At 33.4% G+C, this 25891-nt stretch carries 21 protein-coding genes; 9 read left to right on the forward strand and 12 right to left on the reverse strand.

The genetic code is table 11. The annotated features are described in order from the left end of the window. Positions 1-79: 79 nt before the first annotated feature. Positions 80-2860 carry a bifunctional aconitate hydratase 2/2-methylisocitrate dehydratase gene (locus tag N4A35_09045; protein MCT4581549.1) on the forward strand — a complete coding sequence of 927 codons (2781 nt, stop codon included), beginning with the start codon at positions 80-82 and terminating at the stop codon, positions 2858-2860. A gap of 197 nt (positions 2861-3057) precedes the next feature. Here the strand turns inward: N4A35_09045 and N4A35_09050 are convergent, their stop codons facing one another. After that, positions 3058-3624, reverse strand: coding sequence for a hypothetical protein (locus tag N4A35_09050; protein MCT4581550.1), 567 nt, complete (start codon positions 3622-3624; stop codon positions 3058-3060). Between the two features lie 11 nt (positions 3625-3635). Next, the gene (locus N4A35_09055) at positions 3636-6257 is read right to left on the reverse strand and encodes a hypothetical protein (GenBank protein ID MCT4581551.1); all 2622 of its coding nucleotides are present in this window, start codon (positions 6255-6257) and stop codon (positions 3636-3638) included. A 249-nt stretch (positions 6258-6506) separates the two neighbouring features. Here N4A35_09055 and N4A35_09060 point away from each other — a divergent pair, with 249 nt between their 5' ends. From N4A35_09060 to N4A35_09070, 3 genes are all read left to right on the forward strand, one after another. After that, complete coding sequence (locus N4A35_09060; protein MCT4581552.1) at positions 6507-7130, forward strand: hypothetical protein; 624 nt, start codon at positions 6507-6509, stop codon at positions 7128-7130. Between the two features lie 607 nt (positions 7131-7737). Next, positions 7738-8499, forward strand: a complete 762-nt coding sequence (locus N4A35_09065; protein ID MCT4581553.1) for an ATP-binding protein — start codon at positions 7738-7740, stop codon at positions 8497-8499. A 2-nt stretch (positions 8500-8501) separates the two neighbouring features. Then, positions 8502-9170 (forward strand): response regulator transcription factor, encoded by a 669-nt coding sequence (locus N4A35_09070; protein ID MCT4581554.1) that lies wholly within the window; start codon positions 8502-8504, stop codon positions 9168-9170. A 34-nt stretch (positions 9171-9204) separates the two neighbouring features. Here N4A35_09070 and N4A35_09075 read toward each other — a convergent pair whose 3' ends face one another. The 5 genes from N4A35_09075 to N4A35_09095 form a co-directional block, all read right to left on the reverse strand. Next, positions 9205-10584, reverse strand: a complete 1380-nt coding sequence (locus N4A35_09075) for an AAA family ATPase (protein ID MCT4581555.1) — start codon at positions 10582-10584, stop codon at positions 9205-9207. A 45-nt stretch (positions 10585-10629) separates the two neighbouring features. Further along, positions 10630-11208: a TetR family transcriptional regulator gene (locus N4A35_09080; protein MCT4581556.1), complete on the reverse strand. Its 579-nt coding sequence runs from the start codon at positions 11206-11208 to the stop codon at positions 10630-10632. A 116-nt stretch (positions 11209-11324) separates the two neighbouring features. Beyond that, positions 11325-11894 carry a hypothetical protein gene (locus N4A35_09085; protein MCT4581557.1) on the reverse strand — a complete coding sequence of 190 codons (570 nt, stop codon included), beginning with the start codon at positions 11892-11894 and terminating at the stop codon, positions 11325-11327. A gap of 3 nt (positions 11895-11897) precedes the next feature. Continuing rightward, positions 11898-13499: a peptide chain release factor 3 gene (locus N4A35_09090; protein ID MCT4581558.1), complete on the reverse strand. Its 1602-nt coding sequence runs from the start codon at positions 13497-13499 to the stop codon at positions 11898-11900. 181 nt (positions 13500-13680) lie between these two features. Further along, complete coding sequence (locus N4A35_09095; protein ID MCT4581559.1) at positions 13681-14034, reverse strand: hypothetical protein; 354 nt, start codon at positions 14032-14034, stop codon at positions 13681-13683. Positions 14035-14181: 147 nt separating this feature from the next. On the opposite strand from N4A35_09095, the gene N4A35_09100 reads away from it, so the two are divergent. The 5 genes from N4A35_09100 to N4A35_09120 all read left to right on the forward strand — a co-directional run bounded on the left by N4A35_09100 (position 14182) and on the right by N4A35_09120 (position 17148). Continuing rightward, positions 14182-14484, forward strand: a complete 303-nt coding sequence (locus tag N4A35_09100) for a hypothetical protein (protein MCT4581560.1) — start codon at positions 14182-14184, stop codon at positions 14482-14484. Beyond that, positions 14485-14853 carry a hypothetical protein gene (locus N4A35_09105; protein ID MCT4581561.1) on the forward strand — a complete coding sequence of 123 codons (369 nt, stop codon included), beginning with the start codon at positions 14485-14487 and terminating at the stop codon, positions 14851-14853. Positions 14854-14915: 62 nt separating this feature from the next. Continuing rightward, a complete protein-coding gene (locus N4A35_09110) occupies positions 14916-15779 on the forward strand; it encodes a ChaN family lipoprotein (protein ID MCT4581562.1) in 864 nt (287 codons plus the stop codon). Positions 15780-15855: 76 nt separating this feature from the next. Next, a complete protein-coding gene (locus tag N4A35_09115) occupies positions 15856-16671 on the forward strand; it encodes a purine-nucleoside phosphorylase (protein MCT4581563.1) in 816 nt (271 codons plus the stop codon). A 45-nt stretch (positions 16672-16716) separates the two neighbouring features. Next, a complete protein-coding gene (locus tag N4A35_09120; protein MCT4581564.1) occupies positions 16717-17148 on the forward strand; it encodes a hypothetical protein in 432 nt (143 codons plus the stop codon). A gap of 90 nt (positions 17149-17238) precedes the next feature. On the opposite strand, the gene N4A35_09125 is transcribed toward N4A35_09120, so the two are convergent. The 5 genes from N4A35_09125 to N4A35_09145 form a co-directional block, all read right to left on the reverse strand. After that, positions 17239-19650 carry a DUF5723 family protein gene (locus N4A35_09125; GenBank protein MCT4581565.1) on the reverse strand — a complete coding sequence of 804 codons (2412 nt, stop codon included), beginning with the start codon at positions 19648-19650 and terminating at the stop codon, positions 17239-17241. A gap of 57 nt (positions 19651-19707) precedes the next feature. After that, on the reverse strand, positions 19708-21747 hold the full coding sequence (locus N4A35_09130) for an OmpA family protein (protein MCT4581566.1): 2040 nt from the start codon (positions 21745-21747) through the stop codon (positions 19708-19710). A gap of 144 nt (positions 21748-21891) precedes the next feature. Next, complete coding sequence (locus tag N4A35_09135; GenBank protein ID MCT4581567.1) at positions 21892-23667, reverse strand: S26 family signal peptidase; 1776 nt, start codon at positions 23665-23667, stop codon at positions 21892-21894. An 85-nt stretch (positions 23668-23752) separates the two neighbouring features. Then, the gene (gene dapB / locus N4A35_09140) at positions 23753-24469 is read right to left on the reverse strand and encodes a 4-hydroxy-tetrahydrodipicolinate reductase (protein ID MCT4581568.1); all 717 of its coding nucleotides are present in this window, start codon (positions 24467-24469) and stop codon (positions 23753-23755) included. A 19-nt stretch (positions 24470-24488) separates the two neighbouring features. Then, complete coding sequence (locus tag N4A35_09145; protein ID MCT4581569.1) at positions 24489-25820, reverse strand: hydroxymethylglutaryl-CoA reductase, degradative; 1332 nt, start codon at positions 25818-25820, stop codon at positions 24489-24491. Positions 25821-25891: the final 71 nt, after the last annotated feature.

The raw sequence follows: 25891 nt of genomic DNA on the forward strand, positions 1-25891 counted from the left end.
CTTTGAAATTCTTATATTCGCTACCTCAAAATTTAATAAAAACAATTAAATCTGCTAGACATTAGTAAAGAACTTCATTATGAATACTTACAGCGATTACATTAAAGAAATAGAAGAAAGAAAAGGACAAGGGTTACATCCTAAACCAATTGATGGTGCAGAGTTGTTAACTGCAATTATTGATCAAATTAAAGATAAAGGAAATAAAGATAGAGAAGATTCTCTAAAGTTCTTTATTTATAATGTCTTACCAGGAACAACAAGTGCTGCTGGTGTAAAGGCTAAGTTTTTAAAAGCTATTATTTTAGGTGAAGAGGTTGTAGAAGAGATTTCTCCAGCTTTTGCATTCGAACAATTAGCTCATATGAAAGGAGGGCCTTCTATAGAAGTGTTGTTGGATTTAGTGTTAGATCAAAAAGATGTTGAAATTGCTAAAAAAGCAGCTGAAGTATTAAAAACACAAGTATTCTTATACGAAGCTGATACGGAGCGTTTAGAAGAGGCAATGAAAAAAGGTTGTCCAATTTCTAAAGAAATTATCGAAAGCTATGCACAAGCTGAGTTCTTTACAAAGTTACCTGAAGTTGATGAGGAGATAGAGGTTGTAACTTATGTCGCTGGTATTGGTGATATTTCTACTGATTTATTGTCGCCTGGAGCTGATGCACATTCTCGTTCTGATAGAGAGTTGCACGGGCAATCTATGTTTGAGCATAATAAAGAAATGCAACAAGAATTATTGGCATTAAAAGAAAAACATCCGAATAAACGTGTGATGTTAATTGCTGATAAAGGAACTATGGGAGTTGGGTCTTCTCGTATGTCTGGTGTAAATAATGTTGCTTTGTGGACAGGGATTTCATCTAGTCCTTATGTACCTTTTATTAATATTGCTCCAGTAATTGCAGGGACAAATGGAATTGCACCTATTTTCTTAACTACTGTCGGAGTAACAGGAGGTATAGGTATTGATTTAAAAAACTGGGTAAAGCAAAAAGATGCTGATGGAAATACCATTGTAGATGAAGATGGTGAGCCAATATTAAAAGAAGAGTATTCTGTAGCTACTGGAACAGTTCTAACAATAAATACAAAAACAAAAAAATTATATAACGGAGATAAAGAGTTAAAAGATATCTCAGCAGCTTTAACACCTCCAAAAATGGAGTTTATAAAAGCAGGTGGTTCTTATGCTGTTGTTTTCGGTAAAAAACTACAGACTTTCGCATGTAAAGCTTTAGGTATTGATGTACCTCAAGTATATGCTCCTTCTAAAGAAGTTTCTATTGAAGGACAAGGGTTAACTGCAGTTGAAAAAATATTCAATAAAAATGCAGTAGGAACAACGCCAGGAAAAACGTTGCATACTGGATCTAATGTTCGTGTTGAAGTAAATATTGTTGGTTCTCAAGATACAACAGGATTAATGACTTCTCAGGAATTGGAAATGATGGCTGCTACAGTGATCTCTCCAATTGTTGATGCTGGATATCAATCTGGATGTCATACAGCTTCTGTATGGGACGATAAATCAAAAGCGAATATTCCAAGGTTAATGAAGTTTATGAATGACTTTGGTTTGGTTACTGCACGTGATCCTAAAGGGAAATATCATGCAATGACAGATGTAATACATAAGGTATTAAATGATATTGCAGTAGATGATTGGGATGTAATTATTGGTGGTGACTCTCACACTCGTATGGCTAAAGGTGTAGCGTTTGGTGCTGATTCGGGAACAGTTGCATTAGCGTTAGCAACTGGAGAGGCAACAATGCCTATTCCGGAGTCTGTAAAAGTGACCTTTAAAGGAGATATGAAGTCTTATATGGATTTCCGTGATGTAGTACATGCTACTCAACAGCAAATGTTAGATCAATTCGAAGGAGAGAATGTATTCCAAGGGAGAATTATTGAAGTACATATAGGAACTTTAACTTCTGATCAAGCATTTACATTTACAGATTGGACTGCTGAAATGAAAGCCAAAGCATCTATTTGTATTTCTGAAGATGAAACATTAATTGAATCATTAGAAATTTCAAGAGATCGTATCCAAATCATGATTGATAAAGGAATGGATAATAAGAACCAGGATTTGAAAGGTTTAGTTGATAAAGCGAATAAACGTATTGAAGAAATTAAGTCTGGAACTAAACCTGCGTTAAAGCCAGATGCTGATGCTAAGTATTATGCTGAAGTTGTGATCGATTTAGATAAAATTGCTGAACCAATGATTGCTGATCCAGATGTAAATAATGAAGATGTATCTAAACGTTATACACACGATAATATTCAGCCTTTATCTTTTTATGGAGGAAAGAAGAAAGTTGATTTAGGTTTTGTTGGTTCATGTATGGTGCATAAAGGAGATATGCAAATTTTAGCTCAAATGTTGAAAAACCTTGAGGCTCAAAAAGGAAAGGTAGAGTTTAAAGCTCCTTTAGTTGTTGCTCCTCCTACTTATAATATTGTAGATGAATTGAAAGCAGAAGGTGATTGGGAAGTGTTAGAAAAATATGCAGGATTTGTATTTGATGATAATGCTCCAAAAGCAGAAGCAAGAACTAAATACGAAAACAAATTATACTTAGAACGCCCAGGTTGTAGTTTATGCATGGGGAACCAAGAAAAAGCTGAACCAGGAGATACGGTAATGGCTACATCTACTCGTCTGTTCCAAGGAAGAGTGGTAAGAGACACGGATGAGAAAAAAGGAGAGTCTTTACTTTCTTCTACACCAGTAGTTGTACTATCTACTATTTTAGGTAGAACTCCTACTATGGCTGAATACGAAGCTGCTGTTGATGGAATTGTATTAACCAAATTCAAACCTTCAACAAAGAATTTAGTTAAGTAATTTACCTAAATATTAATATATAAATCCCTTTACAATTCATTTTGTAAAGGGATTTTTTATTAGGTAACCTAAATAGTTTATTATTTTAATTAGTTACCATTGCTCCTTTTAGAGGAGACAATGGTAACTAATATGGGGGAAACAAACTAACTTATAGTCAGAGTTTGTTGTTGGTAATAAACGATATTTAATTAAGTCTATTTATTCTTTGGGGCCCATTTAGGATAATAGGTCGATAAAACATCAACAATATTCTCACCAGCTGAGATTAAGCCTCCCAAAGCGACTACAATAGGATCATCAGGATGTGTTTTAACTAGTTTTTGGTCAAGCATTTGTAAAAGTGGTTGAACCGTTCCCCAAACTGAACTAAATAAGTTGGGTTTTGATGTGATTGGCCAAGGTGGTAAAGTGTTTGGAGGGAACTCTACTACTGGTTCAACTGGGGGAGTAGCTTCCAATCCATTGATAGCTGTTACTATTTCATTATTCATCCCTACAGCTGCATCATAAAATGAATGACATGCTGCATTAATCGCTGTAATGGCCTTTTCGTTACTAACAGCTTTTAAAAGTACAGCATCCATTGTTTGAACAAGGTTAGCGCCCATTACAATCCATTCATTCCATTTGGTATAATCATTTATTTGTTGTGGGATAGTTCTTTTCACAACAGTTAATGAATCCCATCCCATTGGGTTGAGTGCGTCAACGTCAATGTTGTTAATTTGTTCTAATGTTGGAGGTGTATATTCCTTTTGCATTCTTATAGATTTTATTGGTTAATATTTTTATTTAGATTGGCTTTATTGGCTGCGTCATTCATTTTATTGACTAATGCTAAAAGCTTTTGTTGTAAGTCTTGGTCTACAAAAAAGTTGTTGACTTTTTGATGAATAACTTTAGTTTTAGTAGCTCCTCCTCCTTGCGCTTTCCCATCTGGCCCAATTGTAATTGGAGGGTTCGATTTGTAGGATACTGTAGCCGAATAATTAAATGATTTTATAGGTGTCATTAAATTTTTAAGTTGATCAAACGATTTGGATAAATTGCTTGCCGAACTTGTAAAAGAGGTGTTGTTGGTGCTCACAAAGTTGTTGATTGCTGAGATATCATTAGAAATATCATTAGTTGGGAGAAGTTTAGCAATGATAAAATTAAGAGCTTTGGTAATTGCTGGACTTTGCGTTGTAATAATTGTCTTCATTGATCTTTTGAATAGCGATAGCTCGATATTGGCTCCAGTAGTAATAGGATTTTTAGCTATACAATTCATATCTACAAGGATTCCAGTTAGTGGATCCAGAATAGAAGCAAAAGTATTAGAATACTTAACGGCTTTAGAGAGTTGAGGTAATCCAGTAGAAGAAACTAATTCGGCATCTTTACCTAATTGAATAAATTTTTGAGCATAGTTGCTTAGGTAGTTATTGATAGCATCAGCTTGAGATAAAGCATATGATATAGTAGATTGAATGTTTTGCATTTGTTTTAAAACAGTTTCAGCACCAGTGTTTACTTCCGTTTTTAAAGCTTCAAGATCTGAACTAAATTGGTTGTCCAACTTACTGTTTAATGCTAGACCTCTTCTAAGGGTATTACCTAAACTAGCGGCACTACTTGCTATTTGGTCAATGTATTGAAGTGCAGAAGTAAATTGCTGCTTACTTGGATTATGCGCTTCAACTTGTTGAATAGCTGAGTCAACGCTTTCTCCAGATTTAACCAATGCCGTTGTTTGTAAATAGATATCGTTGATAGCCTTGGCTTGGTCTTTAAACGATTGCTCTATATCTGTAAAAATTCCTTTTGCCCAATCAAAATTTAATAAGAAATCCATGACTTTTACACCATCTAAAAATAAAGCATTAAAGTCATCAATTTCTTCGTGAAAATGAGTGGGAAGTGCTCTTGATAAGTCGAATGATTTTAAGTTTTTCGCTAGTGTAGGCCCAATTGTTTCGGCTGATTCCAGCGAGTTTTTAGCATTTTTCGCCGCTTGTAATAGTAGGGTAATGTTTGTTAACCCTATATCGTCATAACTGTCTTTAATCACATGGTCATTTAATAGAACATCACTGACCCATAAAGGATTTGAAGCTGTTTTTATGTAAGGGGTTGTTATTTCAGCAAGCGCTAGATAACAGGTTTTCATTTTTTTCTGTCTAACAATTCTTTGCTGTGTTTTAGCTATTTCGATTGAACGAATTGCAAAACTCGAATTGCTTTGAATACCTTTAATTGAAGGTTGTACTGGCCAGTTAGGTAGATTAAAAGGTCCTTTACCAGATGGGCTTCCTGAAATGGCTTGAACCATAGATACAACTAAATCATAAGTTTTACCTTTGTCTCTTGAGTCGTATTTAGAAAGACTAGTATTCATAGTTGTCCAAGCTGCACTGCCACTTTGAACCGTTTGAGTTCCCCCATTTTGTTGCCAATTGCTTGAGGTTGATGTGTTGATATTCGTTTTTACAAGGTCAAAGAGTGGTTGTACACCTAATGCTTTTTCAATTTCATTAAGTAATGGCTGCAATAAACTTTCTATACCTGTAGCTTTTAAAACTGCATTAACAACTGGCTCCAAAATATGTTTGATAATACTTTCCATTGCATCCAATACCCATTTCACTGGTGCTATAGCATTTTCGATAGCATGGAAAGCACTTTTTATTGGAGAAATGATGTTTTCGAAGTTTCCTAAACCATTTTTTACTGTTGTTAACGTTGATTGAATTTCTGAAGTGGAGTCACCTAAAGCAGAATTAATAGAAAGTATTGTTTTGGAAATATCACTTGTAAATTCTGCTAGTGGTTTTAAAACTTTGGTAACTTCAGTCCTAACGTTAACCATTTGATCAACAAAGTTCTGTGTGCTTTCTTCTGCTTTTGTTCCTGCTAAAACAGGTAAAACTTGTTGGGTAATATCAAGACAATAACTTAAGATCTGAACTGTGTTTAGGACATCTGGGACAGTTGTTGATATGGTTTTAATAATCGTGTCAGCCTCATTCATCGTATCGGCCAATTCGTTAAAAATTGTTTGACAAGGCTTTACCGTATCTTCAATTATTGGGTCAATAGCAGTGTTAACTTCTCCAAGAAACCCAACTGCATCATCCATTATTCCAGAAGCCATTTCGGCAACCACATCAATAAACGGTATTTCGATAAGTGCTTGACATAGTGAACTCAGTACTTCTAAACTTTCTTGACAAGTTGTTAATGTAGGAGGGACTTCTATGGCATAATCTAAGGTGCCTGCTATCTCATTACAGATATTTGCTGTTTCCTCTACTGTTGTAGTTACTGGTTGAATTGAAGATAAAGAATCTTTTAATGATTGTACAACCGCAGCAAAAGGGTCTTTAATATCTTCAAGGTTTAATGTATTCATTATATATAGGGTTTTATGAGAATAATTTGGGCGCAAAAATCAGCATTAAGAGTTTTTTGCAAAAGGGTAGAATTACCTAAATAGTAAAAAAGGGTAGAATTACCTGTTTAGCTACTATTTTATATAAATTGTAGAAAATAGAATATGATTGGATACTTTTTAGTTTCTTTGTAATTGTGTATAATTTGATCTAAAATTTAGGACATCAAACAGGAAAAAGAAGAAGTCAAATTCTAAAAAATAAAAGAAATGAATAAGGATATAATTGTTAACTGGAACGACAAAAGAGTACAACAGGAAGAAGTCGTTAGTTTTTTTAAAGAAGTCGGTAATTTTTTTTCATTTACATTAGATGAAAAGCTTTCGGATAAGCTACACATCTATTTTGGAATAAGTGAAGCAGAGAATAGTTTTTATGTAATAAAAGAGAGCGAAGATGTTGAAAGTAATGAAAGTTTTTTAGCACATGCTTTGTTATCTAATACCAAAAAGAAGTTGCCTCAGCTGACTTTGAAAGAAGAAAATAATGATCACAGTATACCTTGGGAAAAAGCAAATCAATGCATCAACAATTGGATCAATGATTCGGTTCGAAAAAGCTGGATTGACGAGCGGTTTGCGAGCCTAGGAAGTGATAAGGCAATTTTTTTAGCTTTTGTGGTTGATAGTGCAGATGTTAAAGAAGGAAAAGAACATGATTTTTATTTATCATTAAAAGATGATGAAAATGGTAGCTTTGATGCTGACTTAATTGTGGTGAATAAGACCGATGGAATCATCTCTCAAAATATTGAAGATATGGTACATTCGGTGCCTCCTTTTGGAGATGATTATGCAAAGTTTGGTTTGCTAAAATCGTTGGATATTAAGTGATTGTATATAAATATATACTAACCTATGGCTCGCCAATTGTTTTAATAATAGGGGTTTTTTGGGGAATATATTATTTGAAGTATATTTCCAAACCGAACTATGTTATTTTAGGATATCTGATTGTCAGTTTGATTTTTGATTTAGTATCTAGAAAAATAGGTAGTGATAGTAATAATAATCTTTTACTATGGCCCTTATTAAGTCTAGCAGAGTTAATTACTTTCTCAATTTATTACTTAAAAACAAATTTGTACAGTAGAGCTATTTTTCTCTTTTTGATATTGGGCAGTATATATATGCTTACAGAATTGTATTATATAGATGTGTATAACATTCAGAATTTTCAACCCTATTCTAAAGTTATCTCGTCTTTTATTATTGTTTTGTTTGCTTTAATAAAATTTTACCAACAAATAATCAAGGAGGATTTAGATTCATTAAAAAAGCAATATATCAATAGTTTTATTTTAGTTTATTTTTCAATGAATGTTCTTTTATTGTTGCCAATTAATTATTTGATTAATGCCAAGATTGAGGTTACGATATATATATGGACAGTATACCTTTTGATCACTGTTGCGTTTTATATTAGTTTATCATATTACTTATGGAAGAATGGGAGAAAACGGAAACAATTGCATTGTGGGTAACATTGGGTGTATTATTAGTGCTGTTATTATTGGCATTCATAATACTATTGGTGAAGTTGATGTTTAATAAAATGGTAAAAGCTAGAATGACAGAAGCTAAGGCTAAGTTAAAGCATCAACAAGAGTTGTTTGAATCAGCTATTGAAACCCAGGAAAAAGAAAGAAAAAGAATCGCAGAAGATATACACGATGCACTAATTGGTAAATTATTGGTACTCCAGATGGAAAACCAAATCAACAAAGCAAATGGAGTTAACAGTAAATTACTAGAAGATAGCATTAGTGTTGCCAGGAGAATTTCTCATGACCTAAGTCCTCCATTAATTGAGTATACTCAATTAATCGATTTATTGCAAGAAGTCATGGAACCATGGAAAGAAATCAAAACAATTGATTCAATTGTAGAAATTAGATATGATGTAAAGTATTCGGATAGTTTTAAGATCAATTTAACACGTATTTTACAAGAAGTAATAACGAATATAATTAAGCATGCTGATGCAACGAAAATAGAATTTAGATATAGGCAAACAAAGAGAAGTTTGGTGGTGCAAATAATTGATAATGGAGTAGGGTTCGATAGGAAGCAAAACGTAAAAGGTTTAGGCTTAACCAATATCGAAAATAGAGTTAGTTATTTAAAAGGGAAGTATCATATTAAATCATTTATTGGCCAAGGAACAAATTATCTTTTTTACTTTAAAATGGAAAAAGAATAGGTATGATAAGTTTAACGATAGTCGACGATGATGCTTTAATAGTGTCATTACTTGAAAAATATTTCACCCTTCAAGAAGATATTGAAGTGCTGAGCACTGCGTGTAGTGGTGAAGAGTTTTTAACCAATATTAAAGCAGCTAGTTCTTTTCCTGATATTCTGATTTTAGATTTAAAAATGAAGAATATGAGTGGTATAGATGTAATGAAAAGTTTAAAAAAGAACTATCCAGAAATTAAGGTAATCGTGATGTCTTCTCATTATAAACAATCGTTTATGGGATTTATGCTAAAAACTGGTGTTTCAGCATTTATTCCGAAAGGTATTTCTCCAGAAGAGTTAACCAACGTTGTTCGAGAGGTTGCTAAAAATGGTTACTCATTTTTTAGTGACCAGTTAAATATTGTAAGAGAACAAATATCACCAAAATCACCAGCTCCAGTGCTTAATAAAGGTGATGTGTTGAGTTCAAGGGAAGTGGAGGTTTTAAAGTTAATTTGTCTTCAAAAAACGGCTAAAGAAATTAGTGAAGAATTGTTTCTTTCAACAAGAACAGTTGAAGGGCATAAAAACAATTTGTTTTTAAAAACTGAAACTAAAAATATTGCAGGGTTAGTAGTCTACGCCATTCAAAATAAGATTATAGACATTAACGAGATTCCTTTAGTCTAGAATAAGATACAAAACTGAAAAATGAGGAGATAGGTTAATCCAAGAACTGCTCATTGAAATTTAAGAAATAAACCTTTTCAGTAGCACGAGTTATAGCAGTATACAACCAGCGTAGATATTCTTTGTTTAGCATTTCTTGTGTAAGATATCCTTGGTCTATAAAAGCAACTGGCCATTGCCCTCCTTGTGCTTTGTGACAAGTTAATGCGTAAGAAAATTTTACTTGTAACGCATTAAAATGTGGGGTTTTCATAATGAGTTGTTGACGTTTTCGTTTACTAGAGATATTGTAAAAATCTTTTTCTATTTCATAGAATAATGTTTTTAAACGTTCGCGTGGAAGTGCTGCGCTTTCTACATTCAAAGTTTCTAATAATAGTTTACAGGTAAATTCAGGTTCATCTTCATTGTCTACAAAGCGAACCACTACATCAACAAAATCAAAACCGTAAATGTATTCATGTTTCAAAATTTGTTTCACCTCTAAGATATCTCCATTAGCAATAAAACCTGCTTTGGATTTTTTATCTAGCCAGAAATAGTTGTTTTTGACAACCATTAACAAGTCATGTGGAGCGATTTTTTCTTCCATCCATAAAATTCTACTTCTCACTTCTTGGTTAAAAATGTTGGCACGTTTATTACTTCTACAAATAATAATAACATTTTCAATACCATAGGTGCTAATTGAAGTTTCTAATTCATCTTGCAATTCCATTCCTGTAATCGCCAGAGCATCAGGAAACGAGCTAGAAAGCTCAAGATGAAAATCTTCCTCTTTTCTAATTTGTTCTCGAATATTGGTGGCGTTAAATAAAATACCACTGTCATGTTCTTGTCGAACAACTTCTTTTAGTTCAGAGATAAAAAATGCTAAAGGATAGTTTTGTTCTAACCTGTTTTTATTTAGAGCAGGACTTTCAGTGCTACCTACAGGAGGCAATTGGGCACTATCTCCAATAAAAATAAGCTTGCAATTGATACCAGAGTAAACATAAGAAATAAGGTCGTCCAATAAACTTGCATTATCTAAAAAAGCAGAGCTTAATCCATCATCAGAGTTAACCATTGAAGCTTCATCTATGATAAAAACAGCGTTGTGATAATTATTTTTTCCTTTTGTAAAACTTAGGGTTCCTTCTTTTTCGTTTTGATAATAGATTTGCTTGTGAATAGTGTAAGCTGTCTTGTTGCTATATTTACTCAATACTTTTGCAGCTCTTCCAGTGGGAGCCATCAATACAACATTTCGTTTGATGAGTCCCAAAGATTTTACAAGTGCTCCAATTAGACTTGTTTTTCCAGTACCAGCATACCCTTTTAAAATAAAACCCACATCTGGATTTTCAGAAAGTAAGAAATCTGCCAATTTAGAGATTGCTTTTTTCTGATCAGAAGTTGGGATAAAACCCAATTCTGTATTAAGTAATTGAACTACAGTAGATTTAATAAGGCGTAATTAGTGTTTTTTAAAAGCGTCCCAACATGCCTGATACATAGGCTCAATTAAGTCAGCATACTCTTCTTCGGTAACAGCATTTAATGAAAGGATATAGGAAACACATGAAGCATGCATTCCAGTCATAAAGTGAACGACAAAGTCCAAAGGAAACTCTTTGATTACCTCTTCTTTTATTGCTTGAGTTGTTCGAGCTAAGATTTTTTCGTTAACACTTGGGTATATTTTTTCATCAGAAGTTTCTGTCCATGAATAAGGATGAGCTTGAACTTGATTCATAAAGTTGAATAAAGAACGATTACTTAGCCCCCATATTACCGATTGGTGGAATACTTTACGCATTAGACTCTGATAATCTTCTATCTCTAGCACTTCTCCATAAACAAATTTGAACATATCATTCTTACCAAGTGTATAAATCTCTGATACAAGAGACTTCTTACTAGGATATAGTTCTTGTAACTTTTCTTGGCTTATTTCAGCAGCTGTATATATATCTTCTAAGCTCGTACTTACAAGGCCTTTAGTGTTGAATAAATGGAGGGCAGCATTTCTTATTTTTTCATTTTCTTTATTCATAGTAGTGTAGTGTTTTTGAGTAGTGTTGTAAACATTTACTTAACGAATATAATAAATAAAGTTTTATAAACAAATATTGAAATAAATTTTAAATATAGGCTTATATTTTTCGATAATTAGGCCTTTAAAGCATCCCAGCAGGTCTCAAACATTGGTTCGATTAAGTGTGCGAATTCTTCTTCAGTCATAGGGTTTAATGCAACAATATAGGAAACACAAGCGCCTAACATTTTGGTCATAATATGTGCAGCAAAATCAATGGGTAAATCTTTGAGGTTTCCTTTTTTGATTTCAATTTCCACTCTCGCCATAATGGTCTCGTTTATCCTAGGATAGATTTTGTTGTCTTCTGTTTCCCATTGATATGGTTGAGAGATATAATCCATAAAACAAAACAACTCAGAATTGTTTACAGCCCAAAGTACTGATTGGTGAAAAATAGTACGCATCATGGCTTTAAAATCTTCTAATTTTGCCAAATCGCCATAGACAAATTGAAACATGTTATCCTGACCTATCGAAAAGAGCTCAAAAATTAGTTCTTTAGTAGATGGGTATTTTTCATCAAGAACACTATACGGAATCTTCGAAGCTAGCGCTATATCATATATCGTTGTGCTTTCAATACCTTTAGATTTAAATAGCCCAAGAGCTACTGTATGAAGTTTTTCTAATTGAGTAACCATAGTTTAGAGAGTTTGTTCATCTAGTTTAAAATCAGATGTTGTATGGAAAGTGATCTCAGGATAATCTCCTTCAGCTTGAGTGAGTAGGAAAGGTGAATCTGCTAAAAATACAGGGTTTCCATCTTTGTCGTAAGCAATATTATTGTGCTTTCTCTTTACAAATTCATCAATTTTGTCTTGGTTATCAGAAGTCATCCAGCAAGCTTTATGATGCGGTTTGTGCATAAAGCTACAAGATGCTCCATACTCATGTTTTAATCTATATTGAATTACTTCAAATTGAAGTTCTCCAACTGTTCCAATAATTTTTCTGTTTCCAGGTTGTTTAATAAACAATTGAGCAACCCCCTCATCAGTTAACTGTTGGAGCCCTTTTTCCAATTGTTTAGTTTTCATTGGATCATCGTTTTGAACTTCTTTAAATATCTCTGGAGAAAAACTAGGAATCCCTTTATACATAAATTCATCTCCAGTAGTTAGGGTGTCTCCAATTTTAAAAGTTCCAGTATCATACAAACCAATAACATCTCCAGGGTAAGCTTCGTCAATGACAGCTTTACTAGAAGCCATAAAACTTGTAGGGTTGGCAAACTTAACTTTCTTATCTAATCGAATGTTTTTATAAAATGTATTACGTTTAAATTGACCAGACACAATTCTTAAGAATGCAATTCTATCTCTATGTTTAGGATCAATATTCGCATGAATTTTGAAAACAAAACCACTAAACTTATTGTTTTCTGGTTCTACAAAACCTTTGTCTGAAAGTCGACCTTGAGGAGTTGGGGAAATCTCAACAAATGAATCTAATAATTCTTGAACTCCAAAATTGTTTAATGCAGACCCAAAATATACAGGAGCTACTTCACCAGAGAGGTAACTTTCCCTGTCAAATGTTTCGTAAACACCGTCTACAAGTTCAACTTCTTCTCTAAGAGTCTCGGCAAAAGATTCTCCTATGGTTTCATCAAGCGCAGTGTCATTAATATCTTCGATAGCTACAACTTCTTTTTCTATTTGTGTTTTATTTCCACTAAATAAATTAAGATTACCACGATGCATATTATAAACCCCTTTGAACGTCGCTCCAATTCCAATTGGCCAACTCATAGGGCGAACTTTTATCGATAGTTTTTCTTCTAGTTCATCTAACAAGTCAAAAGCATCACGTCCCTCTCTATCCATTTTATTAATGAAAACAATAACAGGAGTATTACGCATTCTACAAACTTCCATTAGTCGTTCAGTTTGAGCCTCTACACCATTTGCACAATCTATTACCAATATTACACTATCTACAGCCGTTAATGTTCTATAGGTATCTTCAGCAAAATCCTTATGTCCTGGTGTGTCCAAGATGTTTATTTGCTTATCTCGATAGTTAAAAGCCATTACAGATGTAGCAACTGAGATCCCTCTTTGCTTTTCAATCTCCATAAAATCTGATGTAGCTGTTTTTTTGATTTTATTATTCTTTACAGCTCCAGCAGATTGAATCGCTCCACCAAATAAAAGCAGTTTTTCTGTTAATGTCGTTTTCCCTGCATCTGGGTGACTAATAATTCCAAATGTTCTCCTAATATTAATCTCTTCTTGTAAACTCATCTAGTACTTTTGATAAGGGTGCTAAATTATCCTTTATCATTGAGTTTTGGAAATATTTAAGAGATTTTATTTAAGTAAAAATTATTGCTTTTTAAGGGGAGCACTCAATCCTGTTTTTAATGTTAAAGTGTTCTATTTTTGTTACTGTAAAAGTTTAGTGATAATCGAGCCAATTTAATTGTTAGAGTTTGTCTTTTGTGAAAACATATACAATTTCATTGTTTTCTTGTAAATAAATGTTGTCTTTTTCAAAGAGCTTGTTTTCAAAGTCAATATATATCTTACAACTTGAATTTCGTCTAGCTTTCTTTTTTAATAATTTCGTTTCCCTTTTAGTCAACTCACTAATATCCGTTATTGTTCTATTGATACGAATAGTGTTATACTTTGAAATGACTTCAGATTGTGGAATGTTACGATCCAAGGTAATTAACTCAATGTTTTCTATTTCACAATTGCGCTCTACTTTGGCTTGAGCGAAAAAAGTGGTAGCGTAAAAAAATAGGGGGGCGGTCAATAAAATAATTTTTTTCATGTCATAATTGTTTAATTTTTAATTAAATGTACGAATAATGTTGAAGGGCATAGAACTTAAAAATTGATTTTATTTAAAGATGTTAAAATTGATTATTTTCTCTTAAATTTGATGGATGAATAGGTAGAATGCTAAGTTTAATAGAACATGGAGTCAAAAATTGAACGTAAATGTAGTAATTGTGGTCAATGGAATGTAGGTAATCAAGAGTTTTGCCAGTTTTGTAATGCTCCAATTTCACCAAAAAAAATAATAGAAACGAGGGAAGAGAAAAGAGTTAAGGAAGAAAAAGAAAAGCCGTTGGATAAGATTGATCTTTATCTAAAACGTTTAAAAGATCATCCTAATTTTTTTGTTCGCGTTTTATTTCGAATAGTTTATTCTACGTGGGTTGTTTTTATGTTGATAGTTTCTGCTGTGGTCTATTTTGTCGCTTTAACACCTGGTTAAATGCATCCAGTTAAGAATATTTATTTTATCGTTTTTAGTGTAGTCTATTTGTTCGTTCAACTATTTAGAAAGTTAGAAGTACAGCTTCCAGAGTTACTCAATTCTTATGGAACAGATTTGTTGTTTATGCCTTTGCTTTTGTCATTTGCTCTTTGGATGACTCGATTAATTAAACGTGACCATGCCTTAACATTAACACTACCAATGTTATTGGTGACTTTCCTTTTTGTAAGTTTTATTTTTGAATACTATCTCCCTGCGAGAAGTTCAATATATACCGCTGATAAAATAGATGTTGTAATGTATTTCTTAGGAGGGATAATCTTTTATTATCTTCAAAATCGTATCTTTGGCAGCAAGGTTGTTTAAGATAGAAATTGGGTTTAGCAGCTCAATTATTTTAAACATTATTAAATAAAAAAAACAGTAAAGTGAAAAGAATTGTAGGATTAGCTTTTATTATCAGTTCATTGGTTAGTATAGCGCAGGATAAAGCATTTATAATTTATAATGCTAAAGGAAAAAAAGTATCGTATAAAAAAATGATAAAATCGTTAAATGAAAGCGATATTACTTTGTTTGGTGAATTACATAATAATCCAATTTCACATTGGTTGCAATTAGAAGTAACGAACTCATTGGGGGAAAAACGAAACCTAATTCTTGCAGCAGAAATGTTTGAACGCGATAATCAAAATGCACTGAATGATTATTTAAGTGGAAAAATTGACGAAAAGGGCTTGGATTCTTTAGCGCGGTTATGGAATAATTTTGAAACTGACTATAAACCTTTAGTCGATTATGCTAAACAACATAAATTACAGTTTGTAGCAGCTAATATACCACGTAGGTATGCAAGTATGGTTTACAAAGGAGATTTTAAAGCTTTGGATTCATTGCCTGCAAATGAAAAAGAATGGATCGCTAAATTACCAATAGCTTATGATAAAAACCTCCCTGGATATCAAAAAATGTTGGAGATGATGGGAGGACATGGAGGAGAAACTTTCCCTAAAGCTCAAGCGATTAAAGATGCTACAATGGCAGAGTCTATATATAAGGCTTACGAAGCAGCTAGTGAAAAAGATAAGCTAACGGTTATCCATTATAATGGAGCCTACCATTCTGATAACTATGAAGGAATATTATGGTACTTAAAACGTAAAAATATAAACTTGAACTATCAAACAATTACCACAGTCTCTCAAGAAAATATTAAAAAACTTTTGGAGGAAAATATCGGAAAAGCAGATTTTATTATCTGTGTAGATGAAGATATGACAACTACTTATTAATTAGCTAATTAGATGATTAGCTAATTAGATGATGAGATGATGGGCAAATGGAGCTTTTAGCGAATAAAATAGGAAAATGAATTTAGAGCAAATAAAACATACCACAGAATTTTTAAGACAAAAAGGAATTACTCAACCTGAAATAGGAATTGTTCTAGGAACAGGCTTAGGGAATTTAGCGACCAAAATTGAAGCTGATTTTGAGATTGATTATGAAGAGATTCCTAACTTTCCTGTTTCGACTGTAGAGATGCACAAAGGGAAGCTAATCTATGGTAAAATAGGAGGGAAGCAGGTATTGGCAATGCAAGGTCGTTTTCATTATTATGAAGGATACTCTATGGAAGAAACGGTGTTTCCTATTCGTGTCATGAAATTATTGGGAGTAAAGAGTTTGTTGATCTCTAATGCAGCAGGAGCGATTAATTTAGATTTTCAAAAAGGAGATTTAATGTTAATTACTGATCATGTAAACCTATTTCCTGCTAATCCGTTATTAGGGCAGAATGAACCTGAATTAGGAACTCGTTTTCCAGATATGAGTGAGCCATATAGCAAGCAACTTAATGCGAAGTTAAGAACTGCTGCGCAAGAAAAAGGAATAACGTTAAGAGAAGGAGTATATGTAACAGCACAAGGACCAATGCTGGAAACACCAGCAGAATACAGAATGCTTAAAATTGTCGGAGGAGATGCGGTAGGAATGAGTACTGTACCAGAAGTAATTGCAGCTAATCATATTGGTTTGCCTTGCTGTGCCGTTTCTGTATTAACAGATGAGTGTGATCCAGATAATCTGAAACCTGTAGATATTGCCGAAATTATTGAGGTAGCTGGTAAAGCTGAATTAAAGTTAACAGAACTTTTTATTGGGTTGATTGATAGCATTTAAATAAGATTTTATACATTAGGTGTATTCCTAATTATAATTTTTAAGATGTTACGTTTAAAGAAAATAGTAGCTTGGCTGGCTCTTATATTATTGACTCTTTCATTGTTTTTACCTGTTTATTGTACCAATGAAGATTGTACTGAAGTTATGAGAGGCTTTAATTGCTTTTTCTTTGGTTGGATGGGAACATTTTTATTTTTTGGAATCTACCTTGTTTGGTTAGCTAACCCCATTGCAGTAATGGCTTTTATTTTAAACAAAAAAAAGCCTAAAATTAGTTTGCTATTGTCTGGTATTGCTTTTCTTATAGGAAGTGCTTTTTTGCTAGGAGGTGAAATCTTTGTTACTGAAGCTCGTGCAGAAGAGATAACAGACTATAGAGCTGGTTACTGGTTGTGGATGTCAAGCTTATTAATGGTTGTTGTTGTTGCTGTATTATCATTGCTGATCAAGGCAAAACAAGCTTCTCAAAATTAAACCTAATCAATAAAATACAAGTTTAGTTTCCTGAACAATAAACTGTAATAACCCCCTTGTATAAATTAAAACAAGGGGGAATTAGTTTTATTATTTTAACATAATAACTTCAACTCTTCTATTCAGTGCTTTATCTATTTCATTTTGATTGCCTGTAACAGGTGCATCTTCTCCTAAATAATACATTTCTATGGCTGAGTTAGGAATACCTAAATTAATGAGATAACTTTTTACGGCTTCCACTCTCTTTTTAGATAAAATAAGGTTGTAAATATCGTCACCTACATTATCTGTGTGACCAATTATTCTAACCTTCGAATATTCTTTAACACTAATTCCTAAGTTCCATTTGGTTAATAACTTATCCAGTTCTTTTCGATGTTTATCAGCTATGTAATGACTATCATTTCCGAAGTAAACCATAAGACGACTTTTGATTGCTTCGCTGTAAGCAATAGGTCTAACAGAATCATTTTTCGATTGATTAATAGTGTCGAAATGGTGATTGTTTAGGTCATAAGGCGATTGAACATGACTAGGAACATTGGATGTGTTTTCTTTAGTTGGAGTATTATTCGCTCTTTCGTTATGTTCTTTTGAAGGCGTTGTCTTGGTAGAATCAATAGTTGGAGCAGTAGGTTGGGTTACAGGACATCCTTGATTAGTCACTGCCCCTCCTATATTAGGACATTGGTCTACCTTATCCAAAACTCCATCTCCGTCACTATCCTTACAGCAACCAGTTTCTACAGGAGGGTAAGGGCATCCATTATTTTGATATGGACCTACAGTTTCTGGACAGCGATCAACGGCATCCACAATTCCATCCTTATCTGAATCAGGACATCCATTTAAAGCTGGGATTCCCTTTTGGTCAGGGCAATGGTCAAGAAAATCTAATACGCCATCTTTATCTGAATCAGGGCAACCATTTGTTGATTGAGGACCGAAGTTATTAGGACAATAATCTTTATGATCAGGTATACCATCTTGATCACTGTCGGGACATCCAAATTGTCTCCAGTCCCCTTTTTCATAAAAGCATAAATCTTTGTCATCAGAGACTTGATCTTCATCAAAATCGTCTTCTTTTCGGTGTCTTATGGTTATTTTATAAGCAAAGAAAATATTGGCATCGTAGAGTTTTCTTTTTCCTAAAAGTGGGTTGATGTTGTTAAACCCAATAGCAAATGATGCTATTCGTCCAGATAGTCCCAAATTAATTTGTCCGTTTCTTTGGATAGAAATTGGCATAGCTATACCAACGGGTAGCTCTCGTTTAGGAATGTATTGGTAGTAAGAACTTGGTTTAGGTCTAATATAACCTTCATATCGAGGAATAATAGAGGTGATAAAAATGTTATGTGATTTATGGGCATCACCAGGAAACCAAATAGGAATATTACTTGTTAAGGCAACATAAAACTGCTTTTTGATATGGTAGTCCCCTTGAATACTTAATTCACTTGGTAAAGCCACATTAAAAGTTGATGGTGTGTTGGTATTTTCAGTAACTAAAGGTAAAACACCAGATTGGATAGCGTTACTGACAACATTATTACCAGCCATAGAGGTGAATAAATCATTTGCATTTACTTGTGCATTATTACCTGTAAAATGATAAGTAGAGGTATCTGTGGCATATTTTATTCGCCCTATATTCAATAGTGAAACACCTAATTTGTATTGGTACTTGTTGAGGTCATGGCGTACTTTATTTTGATTACCGTTCATTTCATATTTAAAGCTGTTTTTTTCTGGTCGAAACTCATAAACAACACCAATGTCACCTCCGATGCTTAGTTTTCTATTGGCAAGAGCATTGCTATTCTCAGCTACACCATATTCAAATGCCGATTGATTAAGGTTGACGGTATTATCGGTATTAAAAGTAAGGTCAGCATTTGAGCTATAAAGGTAGGAAGCATTGATCCCATTGATGATTTTAAAAGTTGCGCCCGCTTTAAAAAATCGTCTTTTTCCATCATGTAAAACTCTAGCGTAAGAAATAGAGTGATCGGCATAAGTTTGCGTTTGAAGACTTAAATTTTTAATACTGGAGTTGGTCGTTGCTTCAGGCGAGTAATTATCAAAAATTAGCTTTGAAAAATTGTCAGAATTACCATGAGCATTAGAAAAAGATCTGACTCTCCATGAGTAACTAAAAGCATTTTTGTTATCAAGGTTAACTAATAAACCTAAAATATTAATGTCGTTGTTATAGTAACGGTACCATCTTTTTGCTGGGTTATGAAAATTAATTTGCGAATTTCCATAAAAAATATTGGTGTTTAACGCATTAAAGTTGTTAGAAATAGAGAGGTTACTACTTCCGCCAATTTCAAGTTTTACCCTAGAATCGGCAATTAAAGCTGGATTGATAAACGCAGCATGATAACCCGAAAAATTATCAATACTATATCCTGTGAATTGCTGTTGGGCCTGGCTATTAAAAAAGAGTAAGAACGTAGCGATTAAAATTAAACCAAAAGAATTTTTCATATACTAATACATCATTTAATACTAAAACTAAATAATAGCAGAAAAGTTGTCTTATAACTATAAAATCTTAAAGTCTGTTCTACGGTTGATAGCTCTATTTTTGTCGGAATCATTAGGCACTTTAGGCTGAGTTTCGCCATAACCTTTAAATTTCATTCTACTTAATTTCAAACCACGTTCCGATAAGTATTCCATTACTGAGTAAGCTCTATCTTGTGATAAAGCCAAGTTACTAGCGTCGTTACCTAAATCATCTGTATGTCCTTGAATTTCTATTTTTAATTCTTTATTTTCTAAAAGCCATTCTGCAAATCCATCTAATACTAATTTTGAATCTTCAGAAATCTTTGAAGAGTTGGTAGCATATTGAATGTTGTTTAATGTATAACTCCCCCCTTTTTTGAGTGCTTTAACTTCTAGTGCCTGACCTTTAACAAAAGTATTGTTTTGTTGAGTGGGTTGGTTTTTAATTAATTTCGATTCAAAGGCTTTCCCTTTTTGTTTAATTTGCATCAAAACATCTTCTTTCTTTTTTCCCATATTTACGATAGTAACATAATTACCATCTTTATCAGCATTTAATTTGGTTTTCTTTGTTTTTCCGTCCTTATATCTAAACTCAATTTCTGTGTCCTTTAAGTCTTCTATATTTTCAGTGTCAACTTTTCCTTTAATTAATTTAACTTCATCTGGCCTTGCTTTTTGAGGCATCGTAAAAGTAAAAATGTCTTTCCCTCCAACACCTTCTCTCGATCGTGTAGAAGAGAAGTAAGCAATTGTTCCATCGGTACTTACTATAATTCCATCTTCATCAGCTTCAGTATTGATGGGATAACCAATATTGTTAGGCTTACTCCATTTTTTAGTTGTTTCATTAAACCGTGTAAAAAATAAATCTAAACCTCCAGCTCCAAGCCTTGTTGGTGAACATTCAGAAACAAAATAAAGTGTCTTACTATCGGTGTGTATAAATGGAACTTTATCTGAGCCTTCAGTATTAATAGGTCGCCCAATATTTTGAGCTTGTCCCCAACTACCATCATCTTGTCTTTCAGAATAATAAATGTCTGTTTTTCCAAAGCCTCCTGGTCGAGCAGATGCAAAGTAAAGTGTTTGTCCATCAGCGGATAGAGAGGGTTGCGCTTCCCATGTTTGTGCTCCATTAATTTGTGGCCCAAGGTTTTTTAGTTCTGACCAAACATATTGCTTTTTGCCTTTAACTTCTACAATGTCATATTCCGTTACATAGAGGTCACAATTAAAATAGTTGGCTTCTTTTTCACAAGAACAGATATATAATTCTTTATTGTCTAACGATAAGGTTGCTCCTCCATAACGAGGACCAATGTTAAATGGAGAAGGCATTTTCATTCCTTGATCAAAATCGGAGTATGCATCACTTCTTTTACTCTTTGTAAACTCTTGAAGTTTTTGTGTAATAATATCCCCTTTCCCTTTGTATTCGTATTCTCTGGTATAGAACATTAACTCGTTATCAGGTGATATCATAGGTAGAAACTCATCTTTAGGAGCAGAGGAAACATTTTTAACAACCTTGGGATTAAATTGTACAGGTTTTTTATAGAAATTACAGTAGTAATCTATTTCTGGTAGAATAGCTTCTACATCTTCAATTTGTTTAGGGTATTTTCTACTTAGTTTGGTATCGTCGTCAGAAGGAAACGCTAAGAATTTTTGAAAGGTTTCATAAGCTTTACAATCTTCTTTTTGCTGGTAGTAAATTACCCCTAATTGATAATAAACATCTGCGTGATATTCAGGGCAGACCGTTAAGATTTTTTTATAATATTTTTCAGGAATAGCATAATCACCACTTGCTTTAGCTCTAGGGTAAGTCATTTTAGCAATTTCCCACATTATAGCAGCGTTGTCTTCATAATCTTCTAAAAGATCTTTGTAGAAACGCATACGCTCCTTATAATCGTACTTTTTTTTATCATGAGCTTTATCCCAAATTTTTACAGCTGATTTATCTGTTGGTGGAATACAGTTAGGATCTACTTCTTCTTCGTCGTCTTGACTAAACCCAATAAATGGAGTAATAAATAATAGTAGTAAATATAGGTAAGTTTTCATTGTTCTTTTTATTCTAGTGCTTATAGCTCAAACTTTGTTCCATTTCTTATTCAACGAGACTATATACTCATATAAAAGAAAAAGGTTTTAAAAAGTTACATAATGTTACCTTTTAAAACCTTAAATTGATTAGTCGCGTGTTATTTATTTTACAAACGAAAAAATTCTGTTCCAACGAATTCCCCCAGCAGAAATTGGTTTTTCAGGGTGGCGAGACATCCATACAAATGAAGCCGTTCCAACGACATGTGTATCTGGAACTAATCCCCAATAACGAGAATCAACAGACCCGTGTCTATTATCTCCCATTAACCAGTAATAGTCACTTTCAAATGTATATGTTGTTGCTTTTTCATCATCAATATAAAAACCATCTTTTCGTTGCTCTATTTTATGATTTTCATAGGCTTGTATAGCTCTTTTATAAAGGATATAGTTTTTGGCATTTAACTCAATTGTACTTCCTTTCTTAGGGATATAAAGTGGACCAAAATTATCTCTTGTCCAATCAAACGCAGGGTGGTGTGGGTAGATCGGGAAGTATTCTTTTCTTCCATTGTTATTCGCAAAATCGAATCCTCTTGGATGTATCATTTTAGAAACAGTAGCAACATCTGGATAAGATTTAAGTTTTTCAGCAATAGCAGGAGTACAAGTAAACATAGCCACTCCTTTATTGGTCATTCTATCCACTCCCATATTATATTGAAAATCTTTACGGTAGATATCGAATTCCTCTACCAAATAATCTGGGTTAAAAGTTGTACTGTTTTTAAAATCAAAACGATAAGAATATTGAGCGAATTCAGGCCAATCTTGAGGTTTTCCATTGATGTGAATAACTCCATCAATTATCGATAGTGAATCTCCAGCAACCCCTACACATCTTTTGATATAATTTTCTTTTTTATCATTCGTTAATGTTTGGATACCTTTCGTTTTCATTACTCCCATGTCAGCAACGCCTCCACCTTCAGCCAATCTTTTTCGTTCTTGAGCAAATGCTTTTTCTTTTACTTTTTCAAATTGCTCAATGTTTAATCCGCTTCTTTGAAATGCACCATTTCTTACAAAAGCATAATAATCATGAGCAATAACAGTTTCGTTTAGAAGAACTGTATCTCCAACAGGCCAATTAAAAACCATAATGTCTCCGCGAGTTATTTCTCCATAACCAGGTAAACGGGTATAGTCATTCTTTAGCCATTCAACATAACTTTTGGTAAAAGTTCCTGGAATTCTGTTATGTACAAATGGCACAGATAATGGCGTTTCAGGAATTCTTGGTCCATATTTTAACTTGTTAACAAACAAATAGTCGCCAATTAACATCGTTTTTTCCATCGATCCTGTAGGAATCGTAAATGCCTCGAAAGTAAAGGTTCTTATAATCGTTGCAGCAACTATGGCAAATCCTAAAGCGTTGGTCCATTCAGCTGGCATGGTTGGCTTATTAGGTTTATCTTTTGATCCTAATAATTTAAAGGTAATCAAAATGATATGCCCTATAAATGGAGCCATAAAGAACAAGGTGATGTGATCATGTAATGTTCTTCGCTCTACATCTTTTTTCTTACTCCAATCAGTAGGAGCTTCAATCGTAGCTGTTTTATCATAAGCTAATGCAGGAATATAGTACCATGGTAAAACAATAGCTAAAATAGTATCTTTAGGTTCATATCTTCCAAATAATCGGATAGTTTCAACATGTAAAGCAACTGTAACGACAATGTTTACAAAAGGAATAATAAAGAAGAAAATCCACCACCATGGTTTATTGACTACTTTTAGCCAGATAATGTAGTTGTATACAGGAACGAATCCTTCCCACGTTGGTCTTCCTGCTTTTTCAAAGATCTTCCAAAGTGAAGCAAAGTGGAGCACCACCATTAAATAAATTAAAATTTGAGCTATTTCCATAATATTGAGTAATCTAATGCGCTAATTTGAATAACAAAAGTAGATAAAATAATTGTTTTAGAATTAGGGGATCGAGAAAGGCTATTTATTCATAACAAAATAAAACATCTTTCATGGTTAATAACCCTTTGCGTTTTAATGTAAATTCAGCAGCTAATACAGCTCCTAAAGCAAAGCCTTCTCTATTTTTAGCAGTGTGTTTAATTTCTATAGAATCAATTGAAGAGTCGTATTGAACAACATGTGTCCCAGGAACGTTTTCTTCACGCTTTGAAGCGATGTGAACTTCTGATTCAGATACTGGTGCATCATTTTTCCATCCTTTTTTGAGCTCTAAGTTCTCCACCACTTGTTCGGCAAGCGTAATTGCAGTACCACTGGGAGCATCTAATTTTTGAGTATGATGAATTTCTTCAATGTCGACATTGTATTGAGGGTAGGGGTTCATTAACTCCGCAAGTCTTTTATTGATTTCAAAAAATAAATTAACCCCAACACTAAAGTTAGTCGCATAAAGCATGGTTTGATTTTCTTTCAAACAACGTTCACTAATCATTTTGAAGTCTTTATACCAACCTGTTGTACCTACTACAACTGGCGTATTTGCTTCAAAACAGGTCATAATGTTATACAAGGCATTCTTTGGAGTCGAAAATTCTATTGCAACGTCAGTATCTTTTAAGTCATCTGGGCTAAATAAAGTCGTGCTGTTTGTCTTTAAAACAATTTGATGTCCACGTTCTAAAGCAATTTTTTCGATTGCTTTTCCCATTTTTCCATATCCTAATAATGCGATTTTCATAATGAATCAATCTAAGGAGTTAAACAGTTTTTTCTGCTCTAATTTTTTCGAATAATTCTACTACTGCTTGATGACTTACTGTTTTGGTTTTAAACGCTTCAACAATAAACTTCTTCTCTTCATTGGTCGCTCCTAATTGGTTTAAGATATTTAAAAGGTGCATTTTCATGTGTCCTTTTTGAATTCCAGTGGTAACCAAAGATCGTAATGCTCCAAAATTTTGAGCAAGCCCCACAGTCGCAGTTATTTGCATTAATTCTGTTGCATTAGGATTTCCTAATAACTGGTAGGCAAATTTAACCATTGGATGTAATTTTGTTAATCCACCAACAGTACCCAATGCCATAGGAACTTCTATCCAAAATTTGAATATTCCATCTTTGACTTCTACATTTGTTAAACTACGATACTGTCCATCCCTAGCAGCATAAGTATGTCCAGAGGCTTCTACTGCTCTAAAATCATTTCCTGTAGCAATAACAACGGCGTCTATACCATTGTAAATACCTTTGTTGTGAGTGGTAGCTCGATAAGGCTCTATTTGTGCAATATGAACTGCTTGCTGAAACTTTTCTACAAATAATTCAGCAGACATATCAGTGCCTTGAGTAAGTTCTTCTATTTTACAACTTACTTCAGATCTTACAATGCATTCAGGTGTATAATTGGATAAAATGCACATAATGATCTGAACCTTTTGTTCTGTTTCAGACAACGTAGTATCGTTAGCTAGTTCTCTTTTTAATGTTTGAGCAAATTGTTCTAAAACGCTGTTAATAAAATTAGCTCCCATCGAATCACAGGTGTCAAACTTAGCCATTAATTGATAGTAATTGGGTTCAAGGTCAGACTTATTGATTAAGTCAAGGCTTAAAACTCCTCCACCTCTTTTACGCATGTTAGCAGTTAAGTTTTCAGTATCTTGGAAAAAGCGTTCTTTTGTTCTTTCAAAAAACTTCACCAATTTTGAATAGTCTCCATGCCAAGCAAAGTGAACATGGCCTATTTTAATCATAGAAACAACATCAGCTTTGAAGCCTCCTTTGTTTAACCAAAAAGAAGCAGATTTTGCAGATGCAGCAACTACAGAGCTTTCTTCAATGGCCATCGGGACACAATAAACCTTGTCATTGATTTTAAAGTTTGGAGCAACTCCAAGTGGAATATAGAAGTTTGAAATAGTATTTTCAATAAACTCATCATGTAATTGTTGAGTTTTAGGGTTTTGGTGCCAATATGACTGAAGGAAATTTTTTTGGGATTCATCATTATCTAAATAGTTTTCAATAATCCAATCTATCTTTTCCTCTTTATTTAGCTTACTAAATCCTTTTATTATTTTGTTTTCCATCTTATATGCTTATAATTGTTTACAAATATACTCATTGGGCGTTTTACTTTATGATGTTACTGAGTAAGATA

Source organism: Flavobacteriales bacterium, assembly GCA_025210295.1.
In the GTDB taxonomy this organism is placed as follows: Bacteria; Bacteroidota; Bacteroidia; order Flavobacteriales_D; family Parvicellaceae; genus S010-51.